Origin of the sequence: Enterobacter sp. JMULE2 (genome assembly GCF_013337145.1) — a bacterium.
GTDB classification, from domain to species: Bacteria; Pseudomonadota; Gammaproteobacteria; order Enterobacterales; family Enterobacteriaceae; genus Enterobacter; species Enterobacter mori.
On sequence record NZ_SGWD01000017.1, the window covers coordinates 473,527 to 491,047 of the forward strand.

Annotated in this window: 12 protein-coding genes and 2 pseudogenes; all 14 read right to left on the bottom strand. The window is 54.2% G+C overall.

What is annotated here, in order from left to right:
* Positions 1–187: 187 nt before the first annotated feature.
* The 14 genes and pseudogenes from EXW94_RS24550 to EXW94_RS24615 all read right to left on the bottom strand — a co-directional run bounded on the left by EXW94_RS24550 (position 188) and on the right by EXW94_RS24615 (position 17,429).
* A complete protein-coding gene (locus EXW94_RS24550) occupies positions 188–667 on the bottom strand; it encodes an Lrp/AsnC family transcriptional regulator (RefSeq protein ID WP_174339264.1) in 480 nt (159 codons plus the stop codon).
* Between the two features lie 33 nt (positions 668–700).
* Entirely contained in the window at positions 701–2,062 is a 1,362-nt protein-coding gene (locus EXW94_RS24555) for a VasL domain-containing protein (RefSeq protein ID WP_174339263.1), read from the bottom strand.
* Between the two features lie 40 nt (positions 2,063–2,102).
* A complete protein-coding gene (locus EXW94_RS24560) occupies positions 2,103–3,347 on the bottom strand; it encodes a GIY-YIG nuclease family protein (RefSeq protein WP_174339262.1) in 1,245 nt (414 codons plus the stop codon).
* A gap of 66 nt (positions 3,348–3,413) precedes the next feature.
* Entirely contained in the window at positions 3,414–3,812 is a 399-nt protein-coding gene (locus EXW94_RS24565) for a hypothetical protein (protein WP_174339261.1), read from the bottom strand.
* A 165-nt stretch (positions 3,813–3,977) separates the two neighbouring features.
* Positions 3,978–4,391, bottom strand: coding sequence for a DUF2513 domain-containing protein (locus EXW94_RS24570; protein WP_174339260.1), 414 nt, complete (start codon positions 4,389–4,391; stop codon positions 3,978–3,980).
* 22 nt (positions 4,392–4,413) lie between these two features.
* Positions 4,414–4,869 (bottom strand): type VI secretion system baseplate subunit TssE, encoded by a 456-nt coding sequence (gene tssE, locus EXW94_RS24575; RefSeq protein WP_174339259.1) that lies wholly within the window; start codon positions 4,867–4,869, stop codon positions 4,414–4,416.
* On the bottom strand, positions 4,869–5,405 hold the full coding sequence (tssJ, locus tag EXW94_RS24580; RefSeq protein WP_174339258.1) for a type VI secretion system lipoprotein TssJ: 537 nt from the start codon (positions 5,403–5,405) through the stop codon (positions 4,869–4,871). Before tssJ ends, tssE begins: the two co-directional genes overlap by 1 nt.
* Positions 5,383–6,490: pseudogene (locus tag EXW94_RS24585) on the bottom strand (type VI secretion system baseplate subunit TssG). Before EXW94_RS24585 ends, tssJ begins: the two are co-directional and overlap by 23 nt.
* Positions 6,487–8,239, bottom strand: a pseudogene (gene tssF / locus EXW94_RS24590) (type VI secretion system baseplate subunit TssF). Before tssF ends, EXW94_RS24585 begins: the two co-directional pseudogenes overlap by 4 nt.
* Positions 8,240–8,748: 509 nt before the next feature.
* A complete protein-coding gene (locus EXW94_RS24595; protein WP_174341232.1) occupies positions 8,749–10,029 on the bottom strand; it encodes a PAAR domain-containing protein in 1,281 nt (426 codons plus the stop codon).
* 30 nt (positions 10,030–10,059) lie between these two features.
* Positions 10,060–11,661, bottom strand: coding sequence for a type VI secretion system protein TssA (tssA, locus tag EXW94_RS24600; protein ID WP_174341233.1), 1,602 nt, complete (start codon positions 11,659–11,661; stop codon positions 10,060–10,062).
* A complete protein-coding gene (locus EXW94_RS24605; protein WP_174341234.1) occupies positions 11,661–15,128 on the bottom strand; it encodes an ImcF-related family protein in 3,468 nt (1,155 codons plus the stop codon). Before EXW94_RS24605 ends, tssA begins: the two co-directional genes overlap by 1 nt.
* Positions 15,125–16,333 (bottom strand): hypothetical protein, encoded by a 1,209-nt coding sequence (locus tag EXW94_RS24610; RefSeq protein ID WP_174341235.1) that lies wholly within the window; start codon positions 16,331–16,333, stop codon positions 15,125–15,127. The genes EXW94_RS24605 and EXW94_RS24610 overlap by 4 nt, the downstream gene beginning before the upstream one ends.
* A gap of 64 nt (positions 16,334–16,397) precedes the next feature.
* Positions 16,398–17,429 (bottom strand): IS630 family transposase, encoded by a 1,032-nt coding sequence (locus EXW94_RS24615; RefSeq protein WP_174339222.1) that lies wholly within the window; start codon positions 17,427–17,429, stop codon positions 16,398–16,400.
* Positions 17,430–17,521 lie beyond the last annotated feature (92 nt).

Here is a 17,521-nt window from a genome sequence, read left to right on the forward strand (position 1 = left end):
CACATTTAAAAATAAATTTATCCGGAGCGGTTTTCTGTTGTTTACTTTTTTTGATATAACCTTTCACTTCCACACTTCGGATATTACGGGCTACACCGCGCATTGAAGAATGGAGTGAATATGCTCAGTGAAATATGGCAGTTGCTTCCCCGGGCATGTAAATTAATGATGCCTTTCAGCAGACCGTTTACGCAGGTGTGCTTTCTTTAAAATTCAGCGGCAGACGAGTGGTGTTTTTTATTTCCTCAAGCGCCATGGTGGTGGTGAAGCTGCAGAGGGTGCCGGCATGCGATTTAAGCCGGGTAAGAACAGCCGAAAAGTCCTCCATGTCAGCGGCAACCACCTGCAGAATATAGTCATATTCACCGGCAGTGCGGCAGAGGCGAATCACCTCAGGCATTGAGGCGAAGGCCGCGGTCATTGCCTCTTCCCTGCCTGGTGCGTGCTCAAACATCTTTATCATCATAAACCCCGTCATGGCGAGACCGAGCTTCATCCGGTTCAGCAGTACAGCCTGACCCAGGATATATCCCTTTTCGGTCAGGCTGATAAGTCGCTCCCGGCACGGGGTCTGGGTCAGCCCGATTTTTTCACCCAGCGCCCGCATGGAGATGCTGCAGTCATCCTGTATTAATCTCAGCAGCATCTTATCCTTTTCATCCAGCATGATGTTCTCCCTGAGTCCGGCAGTTTATGCCTGTTAAAAATGAGGTTCGGGCTGCTCTTTATTTTTCAGCAGGGCCTCGCGGTTGATAAGCGCCTGCAGATGCCGCTCCGCATCATGCAGGGAAGCGGTTTCCCCGTCGCTGCTTTCGGCCATCCTGCGGAGATGCTCCCCTGCCGGCACGGCAGACTCCAGAGCCCGCGTGATGGCATACACCTCGGTTTTAAGCTCGCTCACCGTCAGATACCGCCCCCGTTTTTCATCCAGCGCCCCGAGCCTGGCGGCGAGCGCCTGCAGGCGGGTCATTCCCTGATGCCAGCCATGAAGTTCACTCAGCGGCAGCGCATCAGCCTCCAGCGTTTTCTGCCGGTTCGCCTGCAGGCTGAGGACGTCAGGATTATCCGGCCACAGGGTGCGGGCCTGACGAATGAGTTCCTGACCGTACTGCCGGGCCCAGTCCGGGGGAAGGGACTGCAGCCAGGCCAGCTGCTGACGGGTCGCGTCAACAAGCCTTTCGCCCTCAGTCTCCGTGAGAGAGGATTCGTACCAGAGCCTGTTCAGCTGCTTCTGAGAGAGGGGCTGAGGCAGCGGCGTCAGGGTGGCCTCAAGCTTAAGCTCTTCGGACATCGGCCTGTTCAGCACATATATTCCCCATGAAAGCAGCCCGCCCAGAATCAGGGCGCTGACGGCCCCCAGGGCAAAACCCTGAAGACGCATTCTGCGGTGCCAGGGGCCGAAAATACCGGCGCTCAGCACGGAATCCCGCTCCGGCTCCGCAGACCAGACAAACCGCACCGGCCCGTCATCAGACTCCGCGGACACCACCGCCTGCAGCGGCAGCACCAGACCGGGTTCATCACCGCCACCATCAGGCATATTTTCCAGACGCGCGATGGCTGAGCGGACCTGCTGCTGCAGACCATCCAGACGACATGCCTGTCTCAGCTCATGGCGCGCAAGGCAGTCGCCGAGTTCAGTGAGGCATTTTTCACTCTGGTACAGGGCATGCAGGTCATCACTGTCCTTAAGCGTCAGCGTTCGCAGAACGTTCTGCAGCCGCTGGCTGAGGCCGGCAAGGATTTCAGCCCGGGCGTATCCACCGGCAGGCCACATCACCGACCACTGATACCGCACCAGCGTGCCGGTGATAAACAGACCGTCATTCATACCGGGCAGCCCGGCAATGTGAATGCGGGCCAGGGTGTACCAGCATGCGCTCTGAAGCTCCACGCCGTTGTGTTCGAACAGGCGCAGGCACAGGGTCTGCACCCTGCGCCAGTCAACATCCGGACGCGCCGGATGCGTCAGTTTGCCCAGCTCATCGCGCAGGGCGGCATAATCCGGCAGCGCCCTGGGGTCGCCGCCGGTTTTGATTTTACGGGGAGTCATGTCATTCATGGCTGAATATCCCTGTGAAAATAGGGGATGTATTTCCTGTTTACGCGGCTTCGCTTTCAGCATATTCGCAGCTCTGCAGGTACTGCAGCGCCGCCGGATCGGCAATATACTCAACGGTCCCGTGATGGCGCTCCACCTCTTCGATAATCCTCCCGAGCTCAACGCGGAAAAATTCCTTGCGCAGGTTGACCCTGTTAATCCGGTAGTTGTCCAGGTGGTCATGAAGCGTTTTTTCAAGCGCCGGGGCGTCATCACAGGTAATCATGGCATGAACATCGAAATCAAACGGCACGGAGGCTCCGCTGAGCTCTTTCACGCGCTCCATAGGCTCAAGGCGTCGGGTCATGCCAATTTTGAAGACGTTTTCACCAAAGGAGCCAATATTCGAAATCACATAGACATGGCCCTGCTTCGTGAGCTGCGCCATCGATTTGGCGCGCTCATATTGCTGATGAACCGCCTCAATTTTTTGTTCCAGCTCCAGGCGCTGTCTCTCCAGCGCTTCCCTGTGGGCGCCTTCTGCCGCCAGAAGGGCCTTTTCCAGTAACCGCTGCTGCTCAGCAAGGCGCTGCTCTTCCTCTTCGGCCTCGCGCTGCTGCCTGTCCAGCTCATCCTGACGTTCTTTTTCTTCCCGCATCTGCCGTTTGAGTTCAGCCTGGTATTCCTTTTCTTCCTGCGCTTTTTCCAGCAGGGCGACCCTGTCAAGAAACTGCTGGTTTACGCTCTCCCAGTCGGCATTATCCTCAAGCTCAAGAAAACGTATTTTGTCGCGGATGGCGGCGTAGGCTTCTTTCTCCTTCCGGAGCTGGTCATATTTGCTCTGCCAGTTATTAATGGTGGTTCCGGCCAGTAATGTTCTGACTTTAAACGTCCAGGCAGAGTCAACAATACGCTGCAGCGCGCGACGGCTTTTATGTTTGTTATTGCTGAATGTTTCCCGTTCAGTTGCCAGCTGCTTCTGCTCAAGTATTACGCCGCGGGAAATACCGGCCCTGATTGTTTCTGCTATGGCTTTTTCCTGTAAAGCCAGAGCGGCCAGCGCATCGTCGAGGGCTTTTGCTTTCTTTCGGTATCCACGAGAGATAAATATCCGGAGTATCAGCGTAAAAGCCGCAAGCAATCCAAAGAACAGTCCGATAATACCGGGGGGATTTGAGACAAAATCGATAAATCGCTCATTGAGATTAATAAGTGCCCGCACAGCAATATATATACCCCAGGCAATAACGCCAATAATAACAAGAATAATACCCGCCGTATTATCATCTTTTTTTCTTCGTGCCATGTTTTATTTTATTCCTTTCCTGTGTATTCATGATGTTTACATTCGACAGTACTTCTCCGGTCCGGCTCAGTACTGATTCCCGGAGCAAATGGGTAAATGCGTAAACCCGGGTTTGCTGGCCATATAGAGAGGCGCACAGGTGGGCTGTCGCGGCTTGCTGTCAACCGTCGCGTCGTTTTCTGTAACACGTTGCTGCTGATGCTTTTTCGCCATTGTCACCTTTTTCGTCTGCGTTTTGCGGGGGGAGGTGGAACGTTTAACCGGGCTGCTGGCTTCCGAGGAACCGTATCCCGAACAGAATCGCGTCGACCGGCTCAGAGTCCCGTCATTACAGGCAAAACGACCATCCGACGTACAGTGTGCGATCCCGCCTTTTGAGCCGGAGCAGGGCTGCCTTCCACGTGCGGCCTCTGCCTGCTGAACACCAGCCAGAGTGAACATCAGAAGGAGGACTATTTTTTTCATTTCAGTATTCCTCGTTTATTTTTGCTCTTTGGGTAAATTTCCCGGGCGATTTAATGGCCGTTTCGTCAGCCAGTAAATATTACGCCAGGAAACAAGCATGACGGCCTCAGCACCGTTCTTGCAGAGGCGCGAAAATAGTGACGTTATTAAATGTACGGGAAAGATTCAGCCGATAATGTGTCTGAGCGCAGCCGCCCCGAGGGCTTTGATGGCATCAAAGGTGAGTTCGATGCCTTTGCTTTTTGCCGTACTCTTGATCGAGTCCCAGACAGGTGAAGATCGCATGGTGTCGAGCAGGTCATGACTTTTCATCGTCAGCCGTGGGGTCGTTATCCCGTGAGAGATATGCCCGTCCGCTCCCCGTAAAACCGTAATACCATCGATATAACCATTCTCAGTCAGTAATTCCAGGTGCCCGAAAAAGCGGGATTTATATTCTTCGTACTCACTGTATTGCCGGAAATACGCGTCTTCAGCCTGCTCCGTCCACTCAGGCTTATCAGGAAAACCGTCAAACAGATCATTTTCCTCCTCAACGTCAATCAGTAACTTGCGCAGCAAATCCCAGTCTCGTTTCATTATTAACCTCCAGGGGGGATATTCACAGATAAGATCCGGCCTCCAGATACTGCTGACTCTTCAGGTGTCGCAGCAGCACGCGACCTTCGGGCATAAATTCAGTGCCGTAGCGCACCAGACCGACACCTTTAAGTTCAGCATCAATCGCGTAGCGCAGTTCACCGGGGACGTTCTGCTCCAGCAGGACCACGGCGATTTTTTTCAGACGCGGCTCATATCTGAGCAGCACGGCAGACAATGTGCCCATCAGCTCATGGGCGGTACCCGGCATTCCCTGCAGGATTTTCGTCATATCAGGCAGGCCATAGTCCGGCAGATGCGCCAGCGTGCCCGCCCGGCAGTTGAGGATGCGCTGCATGTTATCGAGCACCGAGAGAATGACCTGATTTTTTTCATCAACCAGGCTAAGGCTCAGGCCGCCGGTAAAATGACCGGTGAGTATTTCATACAGTGAAGGTGTATTATGTTCCCCGGGCATCATTCATCCTTAAAGGGTTGCAGCGTCAGGTGGTTACTGCCCGCTTCCAGAACGCGCGGCTTATCCGGGTCAAGGTCGTCCCGTCTGATAACCAGCTTCCAGGTGTTGTTCACCATATCCGGATCGCGGAACAGTCCTGCCACGGCAACACATTGCGTCTCTTCTTCCATAGGCATATCGAGGTTAGCATCCCCACCCGGTTTCAATACCACGTCACGACTGGCAAGCAGGTCGGTTTTCAGCAGGGTGTCACCTTCTTTAATCAGTTGCTGATAGACGATTTTATCGAAGGTCTTGCGGTCTTTGAGCTGCCAGACGCGGACCACAACCGGTTCGGATAGCGAGTTGCTCTCACGTGCATCCGTATTCAGCGCTTCACGGGCAGTGAAGTCCAGGCGCAGCACCTTTATCTTCTTGTGGAAAATGGCGGTCCAGGTCGATTTTGTACCATCTGAAATATCCTGGGTTACGCCACAACCGGTCAGACCTAATGCCAGCAGGCAGCATGCAGATTTAATCAAACTTGTACGTAACACGTCGGTTTCCTTGTTGTTGCGTGGCGGGCTCCGGCCCCGTGTAATAACCTAACTCTGTGGTAAAGGTCTGCGGAATGTCTTCCGCCAGCTCTCCTTCTTCCGCGCCCAGCACGCCATTCATACCTAACCAAAACGGACCTTCACCGAGCGGAGGAACGGCCAGCAGGCGGGTACTGGTGGTCAGCGTGATTTTTGCCTTAAAGCGCCAGCCCAGATAAACCCGCAGCATCACCAGAAAATCCTGATACAGCAGCCCGTCCGGCTTCCAGCCCTGCGATTCCATCTCGTCGTCAGTGGCCAGAGCAATGAGCAGCTGACTGCTGGCATCCATCACTTCATCGCCGAGCGGCGTGTTGCCGTCCAGCAGAAAATCCTCATCGCCGTAAAAACCCAGCGGCCGGCTGATTTCTACCGGGCGCAGGCAGTACGGGCTGACCTGAACCCGGGTATACGGTGCCAGAAGGCTGACCAGTGCCTGCATGCCCTGCCGGGTTTTTCCGGGCTGCTGAAGCACGCCGAGCAGCGCCAGAAATCGCGAGACGGGCGTGGCGATATTTCTGGCCGTTCCGGGAATGCCAAGCCCCACCAGACCCAGCAGCGACTGCGAAATGCTGTCGGTTCCGCCGGGCTCAAAGGTGGCCGGGTAAGAGTATTTACGCCAGGTCCTGCCGGGCTCAAAGGTGGCGCGGGGAAGATTTCGTAAGAGTATTTACGCCAGATGCGATAAAACTGAGTCAGAATACGGTGGCTGAAGATATCGAGAAAACTCTGCAGCGCTTCATGCCCTTCCGTACGCAGCGTGATATCGTCGAGATACGCTGTCGGCAGCGGCGAATCCACGCCGTACATGCCCAGAAATGTGGTACGAATAACCGGCGGTTACGTTCGTCATCCTCATCGTATTCGACAGCCTTCAGCTCGCTGGTCGGGAAGCCCATTCCCGGATGCGGGGCAAAGCGCACCGGGTCATCAGCCGGATGGCTGGTTGAGCCCATCAGTGTTTTATCCGGATTCAGCTTCTCCAGCAGCTGACATAACCGGTAAAAGTTTATCCGGTGAAGGTCAGCTTCCAGTCTCGGGGTCAGCCGGGAATGCGGCGATTGTGCTTCTCTTCCCTTCCAGACGCTCTCCGGTCGGTTGCAGAATGATAATCAGACGGTTAAACAGGTAGATATCGGTGTAAAGCGCAAAGAAGCGGCTCAGCATCTCGCCGAACAGGCAGATATCGCCATGCCCGGCGAACCCGTTGCTGTCGAGCGTCACCTCAATCTGCACGCCGCGCACCAGGTAACCCTGCTCAAAACGTTCGGTTTCGCCGTGCTTCACGTCGATAATTGCCTCCAGACGACGGCGGTTCATCTCGCTGTCGGTCCATTCATACAGTGCCAGCGTGCCGCGCAGGACTTCGGCGTTATCCATCATGGAGAGAAAACTGCTGCCGAGGTGGCTGAGCACGCGCCAGTGAAAGCGATCCCGGGCGGGCGGATAACAGGGCTGTGTCGGGCGCAGAGATTACGCACCGTAATACTGGCAGAGGTGCTTTTCATCACTGTATCGAGCACGGTACTTTGCAACGCCCGTCGCGGCAGCTGACCGTTGGTACCGGTGAGCGTCAGAGACAGGCTTTCATCTTCCGGCACCGTATGGTTATCAAACGCTTCACCGCCCACGATAAGCCAGGTGTTATGCAGCCCGGATGGCCCCCGGCGCACGCGGGTGTGGTAGTAATATTCCGGCGCTTCATGGCGCATCATTCCCCCTTTGTGGCGGAAGCTGGAGAACGGCACGTAGGTATGCTGGCTCGATGACGTCACCGAATCCACGGCATATATCTCGGTGTGGCCATCCTGCACGCGCATCGGGCGCAGCATGTACTCGGTTTGCAGCGAGTTGAGCGTCAGCGGGTCAGACTCCAGCGGGAACAGATTAATCACCGGCACACAGTTCAGGCGCAGATGCTTTTCGGTAAAACTGAAATCATGCTCCCAGCGCTCCGCCAGCACCACATCGATTTCAAACCAGGAAAGCTCAGACGGAAAGGCAACAGTCTCCAGCCCGCGCAGATCTGTGAACATGAATTTCTCGCGGAAGGTAAAGTACTCCAGCAGCAGCTGATAGCCGCTAAAGCTGCTGCTGCCCTTCGGCCACAGGTTATCGTCTTCGCCAAATCCCAGCGCGGTGAAATACCCGTCGAGCGGTCTTCTGTCCTTGTCGCCAGGTATCCGCAGCCACAGGCGAGCAACATTCATGGTGAAGGCTTCATGCATGGCACAGGCCAGTGGGGCGTCGGCGTTGAAATAGAACGGGAGATGACTGAGATCGACACGGCTCCAGTCGGCCAGAGGGCTGCAGTTAAAGCGCAGGCTGATAACCGAACGTCCGTCAGCGTCAGTCGACAGGCGGGCGTGATCCAGCGACAGCGGCTGGAGGGTGATTTCTTTGGTTGTGGTGTACCGGCAGCGCGTACTCTTTTCACCGATCGGCCGCGAGTTAATCTCGAAACCTTTGACAATACGCATCTGCTCTTTCATCTCACGCCAGTCGGGGGTGAACTCCACCACCGACATTGACGGAATGGTACGCATGTAATGCGGCCACAGCAGGCTGACCAGCCCTTCGGTCAGTTCAGGCAGGTCGTCGTCGAGCTTCTCGCGAAGCCGCCCTATCAGGAAGGCAAAACCTTCGAACAGGCGTTCGACATACGGGTCGCGCGCGCCCGCTTTATCGAGATTGAGCATTGCCGCCTGCTCGGGGTGAGCACGGGCAAACTCTTCGCCGGCTTCCAGCAGATAGCGCATTTCTGCGTCATAATAACGCAGGGTTAAATCATCCATATTTATTTCTGCTCAATAATTGCCGAATGAATAGTATTATTTAAATAAAATTGTGCCGATGATGTTGCTTAGGACAGTAACATCTTATTAATTACCACGCTGCCCACATACTGATGGTGGTAGTACATACTCAGTGGCCATCCCCGGCATCCATCCATCAGGACGACCGGAGCATTTTACATAGCCTTTACTTTGAAGGGTAGAAGTGTATGCAAAAGCAAAAATCACAGAACTTACGATAAATATGCCTACAAGTCCTATAAAGACTTTATTAACATTTTTGCATTTTTGGATTGCCAATTCCTCCCCATACCTCACAGACATAAACCAGTATATACATGGGAAAAGCAATATAACTGGAATCATTAACAAAGCAGTCGCGTACGGGGAAAATATTATGACTATTTTGAAATCAAAATACTCAACGAATATTTCCTTCGAAAACCACAGTGATCCGAATGAAAAGATACACCAGATAATGACTGTACCAAAAAACCTTCGTTTCGCACTCATAAATCTATCGCCTGAGATGTAAGGTCACCAAGGTATTTTTTTACGTATTGTTTTACTTCCGCCTCGATAACTTGCCGTCCTTTTCTCAGCATGCCATCGACATACATCGCACCTAAGTCCAGGATGCCATCTGAGACCTCCCTGGATTTTTCAACAAATTCTTGTTGTGCCGATTCGATATAAGGTGCAATGAAATTAACTAATCTGTCAGTAATATGATATTTACTGTCCAGATAGTTTAATACGACTGCAATACCAATCCCGGCAATAACAACCACTGCAAGATTCAGCACAACGAACGAAGTCATCGTATAAAGACCCACACCATAAAGCGCGGCAGATGATATACCTACTTTAGCGAGATCAGTAGCAAGTGTTCCAAGGAATTTTGCAAGCGTTGTTTCATCATTTAATATGAAATCAATTGTATCCATTACCGATACATAGACAAAACCGAGAATCGCACCGTCGACAATAGATTTCTGTAAACCAAATTTTCCTACTCCTGCTTCGATGATTTTTGGATTCATTTCACCAAAAACTGGGGTATTGAGTATTTTCCTGACTGCTGCATAACCACTGATTTTTATCAGCCGCGTTCCTTTGTGGTTAACAAATACTGTTGCTGTGATACCAATACTCCCCAATTTGTATACCATCGCTGAAGCATTGCCCACATCATCTATATTCGTTGCATAAGTTTTAACAGTATTCCCGAGAGGATTTGTTGTGGCATCTTTCCATTTCTTTTTAACGAAATCCCAGCCGTCAATAATCCTCTGGCATTCCTCCATCGTCAGCAAGAGGAAATCATGTCTGTTACATCTTAGCATCCCTCGCACATTATCATCCGGAACGGTGTGGGTGTTAATCAACGTAGGATATCCCGGAGCTAATATCGTATCAGCCTGCGCGCCTGCCAGAAAAGCCTGAGAAAGGGCATTCGCTATCGATGTCTTTCCAGGCTCCTCAGCAGAAACAGCTGCTCCTGCTGAACTTTTCTCGTACGTATCATCCATCATCGACGGAATAAACTTCGCCTTACAGGGGCAGGTACTGTAGCTGTCGAGGGTTCCAGCCATTCGCCGGTCATGAATGGTATCGTTGTCGATGCCACCGGCTATCTTGAATAGTCCGGCATGCTTCCCGCAGGTCACACTGTCCTGCTCCCGGGCAACAGGTTTATCAAACAGAGTGTGATCCTCTGCGCCCGTGGTGATTTTCCCGCCGCAGGTCGTCCTGTCGCCCTGCACCAGGTAAAAGCCTTCTGCTGCCATATTTTTCCCTCTGGCTGAATTCTGTCAGGGTTATCCGCAAAGCATTGCACTGCTTGCCGGATCGAGCGCAATCAGACCGGACAGAAGCAAATCCATCTCGGGCTGAAGTCGTGATTTATCGGTTTCACTGCGTGTGGCTTTCATGCGAAGCAGTCTGAGTCGACGCGATTTCACTTCAAACAGCAGTGCCGGTGTCCACTGCGTGAGGGTGATTGACTGTGCGGCACTGTCGAGCTCACCCAGCAGATGCAGCGCAAGTTCATTTTTGCCCTTCTGCTCTGCCACACGGGCCATCAGCAGACGCAGCAGCCATTTGTCTTTCGTGGAATCCGCACCCGGGCGCGTCTGCAGCCAGTGAAGTGTGGCGTCCAGACCGTCAGTGTCCGCTTTCTCCAGCGCTTCCGGCTCGAGAGCCAGGATATCGTTATCTGTTTCACCGGCGGCACTGACCGGCTCATCCCGCCAGCCGGGCATATCATCCAGCACGCTCTGGTTTATCCAGTTCAGCGTGACCTCATCGGCAAACGGCGTACCGTCATTAAAGGCCAGGGTTTCAAGACTGGTAAGGCGGCGCAGCAGTCCTTTCAGATCGGCGGCGATGATATCAGCCAGCACATCCTGCCCCGATTTCACCAGGGCCTGATGGATATACCACTGCAAATCCAGCCAGAGGTGGTTGGCGCCGCGTGAAAAGGCGCTGTCTGCCTGCTCCATAATTTCGGACCAGCTCTGCTGCAGATACAGGCGCTTAAGCATGGCCCGCTGGTCTGCACGCGGCGGTTCGATTCGGGTTTTCCCTTGTGCATCCGGAGCAGGAATACTGTGCAGCGTGTCATGACGCAGGCTTTTCATCAGCCGGTGGGCGGCAAGCCAGCCATCAGGTTGCTCACGCAAATATCCGGTCAGTGTACGGGCCTGAGCCAGCAAATCCTGACCGGAGGTGATGCGACTCAGAACTGGCGCGTCAGGCTCCGTCGTGTGCGTGGAGGTCTGTGACGGTGCCTTGTTACCGGCGTTCTGTGGCACCACAGCATCCACACCCCCGGCCTTCATCAGGCGAGATTCCAGCGCACTGTACAGGGCATTCAGTTCTGGCCGTGACGCTTCCGGCTCTGACTCCAGACTGTCGCAAATAAGCAGCAGCGCACCGGCAGTGCGCAGTACATCGTCGCGTACCACCTCCGGCCAGAGTGACAGGCTGTCCAGAACACGGGAACCTGCGAGCCACTCCAGGGCCGGTTTACGGCTCCGCTCACGCTGAGGATGAAGCTGCGTTCCATAGCGCTGTAGCAATCCCGCCAGCAGCTCAAGCCCTTCAGCAAAGCCAGCCTCCCCGTCCTGGTGCAGACGCGCCCAGCAGTAACAGGTGGCGATCCGGATATCTTTGGCCGTGGTGGTCAGCAGTTTTTCGGCAAGCGTACATATCAGTCCGGTATCAATCCCGGAGAGCTTATTGACCTCTTCGCGGATACGCTGAAAATCATCGTCATAGCCAGGATCTTCTCCGGTTGGACTGGTGTCACTTACCGGAGCAAGCCAGGGCTGCCAGTTTTTCGTGCGCGTCTGCGCCTGTTGCCGCAGCTGCGTGTCGTCAGCCTGACAGGCCACGACCAGATTCTGCAGTGTGCTCATTATTCGACTCCATCCATGTCACTGTTTACGGCACTGGCCATCAGCGCCTGAGCCGTGGCTGCGCTGTCGACGCTGAATATTTGATCCGGCAGCGTGAATCCGCGCAGATCCAGCAGCGCCAGCGGACCTTTTCCAAGTTGTGAGCGCAGCACCCACTGCAGGGTGTGACCGTCCGGAGCGGTAAAGCTCATCATCCACTGGCTGCGATCAAGCTGCTGCCGCTTACTCCGGTCCAGCCAGCGAATAAAGCCCCATGTCCCGCTGTAATCCCCGAACAGACGCGCGCCGGCGTTGACCGTAGTCCAGGTCAGCATCGTCCCCGGCTTGTAAGTGTCTCCCGGCCAGCGGAAGCTCTGCCAGTCAGCCATCTGATTGAAATAGTGCAGCTTTTGTCCATCAACAGTAAGCTGCGTCTCCACCACCTGCGGTACAGGGCGCGCATGCAGATCAAAGCTGATGCCCTGGCTTCCATCGGTGAACATAATGTCTGACAGCTGGCTCAGCTGATTAATCGCCCGCAGGAAAGCCGGGTTGAAACTCAGCCCCTGGCTGTTGACCTTATCCGGTACCCACTGGCTGCCCTCTTTGTGCAGTACCCCGCTAAGCTCTGTTGTCAGGAAGCGTTCGATACGTCCGCTCTCCTTGCGCAAAAACTCAGCCAGCATTGGCAGGGAGGCATCACTGTTGCTCGCCGCAAACGGGAAACGTCCGTCAAAGGCGGTGTGCCAGTTCGCCACCACCGAACGGCTCCACTTGTCATTCAGGCTCGCTGCCGACGGCTGAAGCACGGTCTCCCAGGCCTGGGTCAACGGCTGCACAAACATCGTGCTGCCAAAACCGCTCCACTCTTCGCCAAAGCTTGCCGAAATCAGACTGCCGTACTGCTGGGTGTCGGTGAGGTCCACGCTTTTACCCTGGAACACGGTCTGCGCCAGGGTCTGCATCATCGCCTGTGGGTCAGAAGCGCTTGCCACCTGCTGCAGCCGCAGACGCACGCGGGTGATACGGGTCAGGTACGTCTGCAGACTCAGGGAGTTGTCTGCCGACATGACGTTGCTGCCCTGGTTTTTACCCAGAAGCTGAAGCAGCGGACCGAAAGTTTCATCCAGTGGTCCCTGGGGACCTGTCGCTGACTGGTCAATTGCGGGTTTGTCTTTTCCACCAACCAGCTCTTTGGCCGATTTGATGATGGAGTCCGAAAGACCTTCTCGTTGCTGGCCTGTCTGTCCCTGCCAGGCGAGGGTATTCATCAGGGCAATCAGTGGCGACTGGCGGACATCACTCATCAGCGTGAGCTGGTCGGTCACGTCAGCAATGTTGTTCGCCGGATTAAGTCGCAGGCTGTTGAGGAAGCTCAGCCAGCTGCCGGCAAAGTCGGTGAAGTAACGTTGCGTCAGACGTGCTTTCAGGGCTTCCGCCGACAGGTCTGAGGAGACGGCTTTCCGGCTGTCACTCAGCACCCAGTCAATTTCATCCCGGCGCGACGTTGCCGCCTTCTCAATAGCCTGCTGGATTCCCCCTTCCCAGGCCTGGCGGGTAAACATGCCCGGCACCACTTCGTCGGTGGAGAACAGACGGCGGGCATCGGTTCCACTGGTCATATCCACCAGGGACACATCGGCGAAGTTACGACGCACTGACCTGAGTATATTTTCATAGAGCGTACTTTCGGCGTTGCGTCGGCCAATCTGCTGCAACAGCACCTGTCGACTCTGGCTGACCAGCTGCGCATCCGGCGTGATTTTCCACTGCGGCTGCTTTGGCAGTTCGGAAATGTAGAAGGCCCACAAATCCGGCGACAGACTTTGCCACAGAGCGGTGGACATTCCCGTACGTGTAGGCTGCACGGCTTTCATAGCCTGAGCATAAAACGCACCGTCAGCTTTATCCGGACGTGCCATCATCAGCCAGGCTTTAAGCTGCTCATAGCCGGGTTTAGCAAGCGCAACACGCTGATCGCTGTTGGGGGCTGAATTTGCCAGGGCGCTGAGCTTCTGCTTAAGCGCCTCATTTGCAGGGTCGCGGATCAGGCGGTTGTTCGCCACGCCGTACCAGGGCAGCATGGCGTTGAGCAGCTGCTGGTTATGGTCCAGTCCGAAGCGCTGATACCAGGGCGTGCCCTCCTGCACATTATGCAGCAGGCGACCAGCGTCGTTTCGCAGCGTATGCAGCGCCGTCAGCTGATAATCCGATACGGAAGGATGCTCTACCAGGGCATTAGCCTGCACGGCAACAGAGACTATCTGCATGCGGTTTATCGCAAACGACAGCAACATCCCCGCGCCCCAGATACCGATAATGGCCATCAGCGTCCAGGCCAGCGTCTGTTCCCACGCCATACCAACACGGCGGCCACGCACGCGGGTACAGTCATCCACAATGCCCTGCCAGGTGACCGGCAGGGTCAGCGCATGGCGTTGTGATTCGGGGATATATTTCTCAGGATCGGCTGTTCCCTCAGACATATGAAGAGAATGACGGTCCGGCTGGCTGAACATCAGACCACGCAGCGGAACACGCTGCTGGGAGACAGCCAGCCATGGTACCAGTTGTTGAGTCCAGCGGATGATACCGCCGTCCTGGAGGTGCTGGCCCAGGCGTAGCAGGAAGTCGTGGCCATCGTTCTCAGCGACCTGACTCACGCCCTGCGTTCGCAGGGCCGGCAGCATCAGCTCAAGCTGGCGGGTAATATCGTCGGGCTTAGCACGCAGTGGGAAACTGGCCCCGACCGGCTGCTCAGTACGTTTTGCCTGCGACCAGGTGCTGTCGCACAGCTGCCAAAGCCAGACCGGGGCGGAATAACGGAGCAGTTCGCTGATTTTTTCCAGTCCGCGTAAATCGTTGTCGCTGATTTGTGGGGTCAGATTAAGCAATTGCGGCATGACGCGGACAATACCGTCCAGTGGACGCCCGCGACGCAGTTTACGCAGCGCGGTGTATTTTTCCTTATCGGGCTCAGCAGTCAGACTGCCGCCGTAAATCAGAACGGTACGGTTACCTTCAAGCCACTGGTTTTCCTGCAGGCCAGGTACCAGCAGTTCGATTACCGCCTCATCGCCAGTGATTAACAACAGACGAGTTTTACGACGCCAGTACAGACCAACACGGGAGCGAAGATGTCCCCGGATCTTGTTACACATGGCCACCGCAGGGTGAACAGGCGCTTTATCATTTTCCCGTTTCTTTTTCTCATCATCACCGCTGGTGTTGTCGACAAGCGCATTAAACTCCTGTTTGCCGGCAGTGCGTACCGCCGCCAGAAGCACTACGGATACGATAAGGGCGCAGCCTGAAATACATCCGCCGGCGATAAGCCAGTAAATTTGCTGCTGACTTCCGTCTTCAATCCCGGCTATATCCGGATGCTTCCAGACCATGAACGTCATAACGGCTAACAGCAAAAAGAAAATCAATGCGACAGCAAGATAGCGGCCTTCCGTAGTCTTAGGTGCTAAAGGTAGCTTCACGGATCCATCTCCTGTCGGGAAGCAATCGGGGTAATGAGCGTGCTCCACAGCATATTCTGTGTGGTATCACCGCAGATAATCATCTGTGGTGACTGAGTTTGTCGGACGATTTCGGTGGCGGCAGCGATAGCCAGCCAGGGGGCCGCGGCACCGGCATGTCCCATAGATGTATCGAGCGAAATGACGGCTTCGTCCTCTACAGACTGCGCAGGGTGCACATTCTGGCACTCAATAACTTCTGCACGCTGCTCACCTGTCAGCCCGGCAAGCCATAAATTTTTGACGATATTTTCTTTGAGCGGGACGTTATAGGCAGCCATGTTCATTCCCTCCCTCAGCTCACCGGTTGGAGCAGCATCTGGCCGGTGCAGCAGCGCGAGAGGTTGAAGTGCCTCTTGAGTCAGGCGGTTGCCAAGAAGCAGAGCAACGGCTGCTTCAGCAGTATTGTTTGAAACAACCGGATCAACCTGGAGGCCAACAATCAATAACATCGCATCATCTTTAATGCGGTGATCCAGCCAGTGGTTGACTACCCCTGGCCCATTGCTGTCTGTGTACTCAAGCGCACAGGTTATGCCACTCTCCTGCCAGGCTTCCTGCCAGATACTGCTGACAGCAGGGAGTGGCAGAGATGACGAGACATCGAGGATGACAACAAGCGAAGCGTTCTCAGGAAACTGGTGAACTGGAAGATCGGCAATAAGCTCTGAGAACAAACGTGAGATAACCAATCCAGGAGTATCTTCTGGTTCTGCCGTAATACGGCTCAGCCTCCTGCTTTTTTCGCCTTTCCAGTCCGACTGCGAAATGATAATGCTGTGATTATTGAGCATATCATCAGCGACAGAACGCTGTTCGTCTTCCTGATGGGCTGTAATAAATGTCGTATTCAACACCTGAAGCGCACGACGGGCCCTGCGGGTCTCACTTAAGATCCATTGCTCCCGACGCCGGTCAAAACCATTCGCTTTACTGTCCTGTAATGACCAGGCCCACATGCGAATTGTTAAACACACAATCCACACAACTAATGGTGTGCCAATGGCCAACATCCAAAAGTGACTGTTATCGATGTATCGTCCGAATATCCGCATAAGGATCACGCTGATGACCAGCATCGCCACCAATACGGCAAGCCAACGGGATATTTTAGGTGGAGCTTGCCGGGGATAACATTTCGGAAGATCTTTCAGGGAATACGACATTCACACGCTCATGCTTTAAAATTTCCAAATTTTAACTAAGGCTAAATAGCTGCGCCTAATACCGCTACACTTTTTCCAGTCCATGCTGTCCTCCCGGGAAGGGACTGACGGTTTCCATAAAATGACGAACCTTTTTCAGTAGCTGCCACATTGAACGGCACTGATGATTACGCGTTATCGTGTCATGCAGCGCCTGCCATAACCGCTCAACATGGTTTACCCACGGTGAGTAAACTGGCTGATAAATCACTCTGAACTTCGGGTTCCCTTTCAGCCACCGCTGTGTTTCATGGCTTTTATGGATAATGTAGTTATCCACGATGAGCGTGATGGTTTTTGCCCGTCGATATGTGCCTTTCAGGTGCTTCAGCAGGCTGATGAAGAGTGCCGAACTCTTGCTGTTTCCACCCACATAGCTGACTTTGCCCGTGCCGCTGTGCAGCGCTCCGGCCAGATAGTATTTTTCATTCTGCCCCGGCGTTATCACGCGTTTCTGTTGTCCACGCAACTGCCAGTCTGCACCGATTTTGGGATTAAGGTGGATATCCACTTCATCCTCATAAAAGACCGGGTGTTCTGCGCTGCATTCGTCCAGTGCTTTATGGATTGCCGCCATCTTTTCGTCCTTATGCGGATCGCGGATACGCAACGTTGGCGCAGCCCTGCGCCATACCAGTCCGGCAGAGGGCAACCAGCGACGCACAGTGCCTGCATGCAACTGACACCCGGTTATCTCATTGATTTTTATTGTCAGTAATTCGGTGCTCCAGCGTGAACGTTGATAACCAAAATCGCCGGGAGAGTGCTTTATCAGTTCACGTAACAAGGTGCAAATATGCTCAAAAGGCCAGCGTCGGGAGCGTCCTGCCGGTAAGGATTTGAGGCCTTCCACACCCGATAACGTGAACCAGTTAATCCAGCGTCCAACAGATGAACGGGCGCAACAGAGCGTTCTGGCAACGCAACTAACACTGTTACCCCGGTGCAGCATCAGCATAGCGGTGAGTCTGCGGGCATAATTTTTATCGCGTGTTTTATGGATAGCTTTTTGCATCAGGCGGCGTTCGTCGCGGGGTATTGGTGCTATGATCGGCATCGCTCAGTCCGGTTGGTGATTTGTTTTGATTTGGCGATTGATCAGATCGCACAATTCGGGCTGAGTTCCCTTTAAGTGATCTACTATTCGGC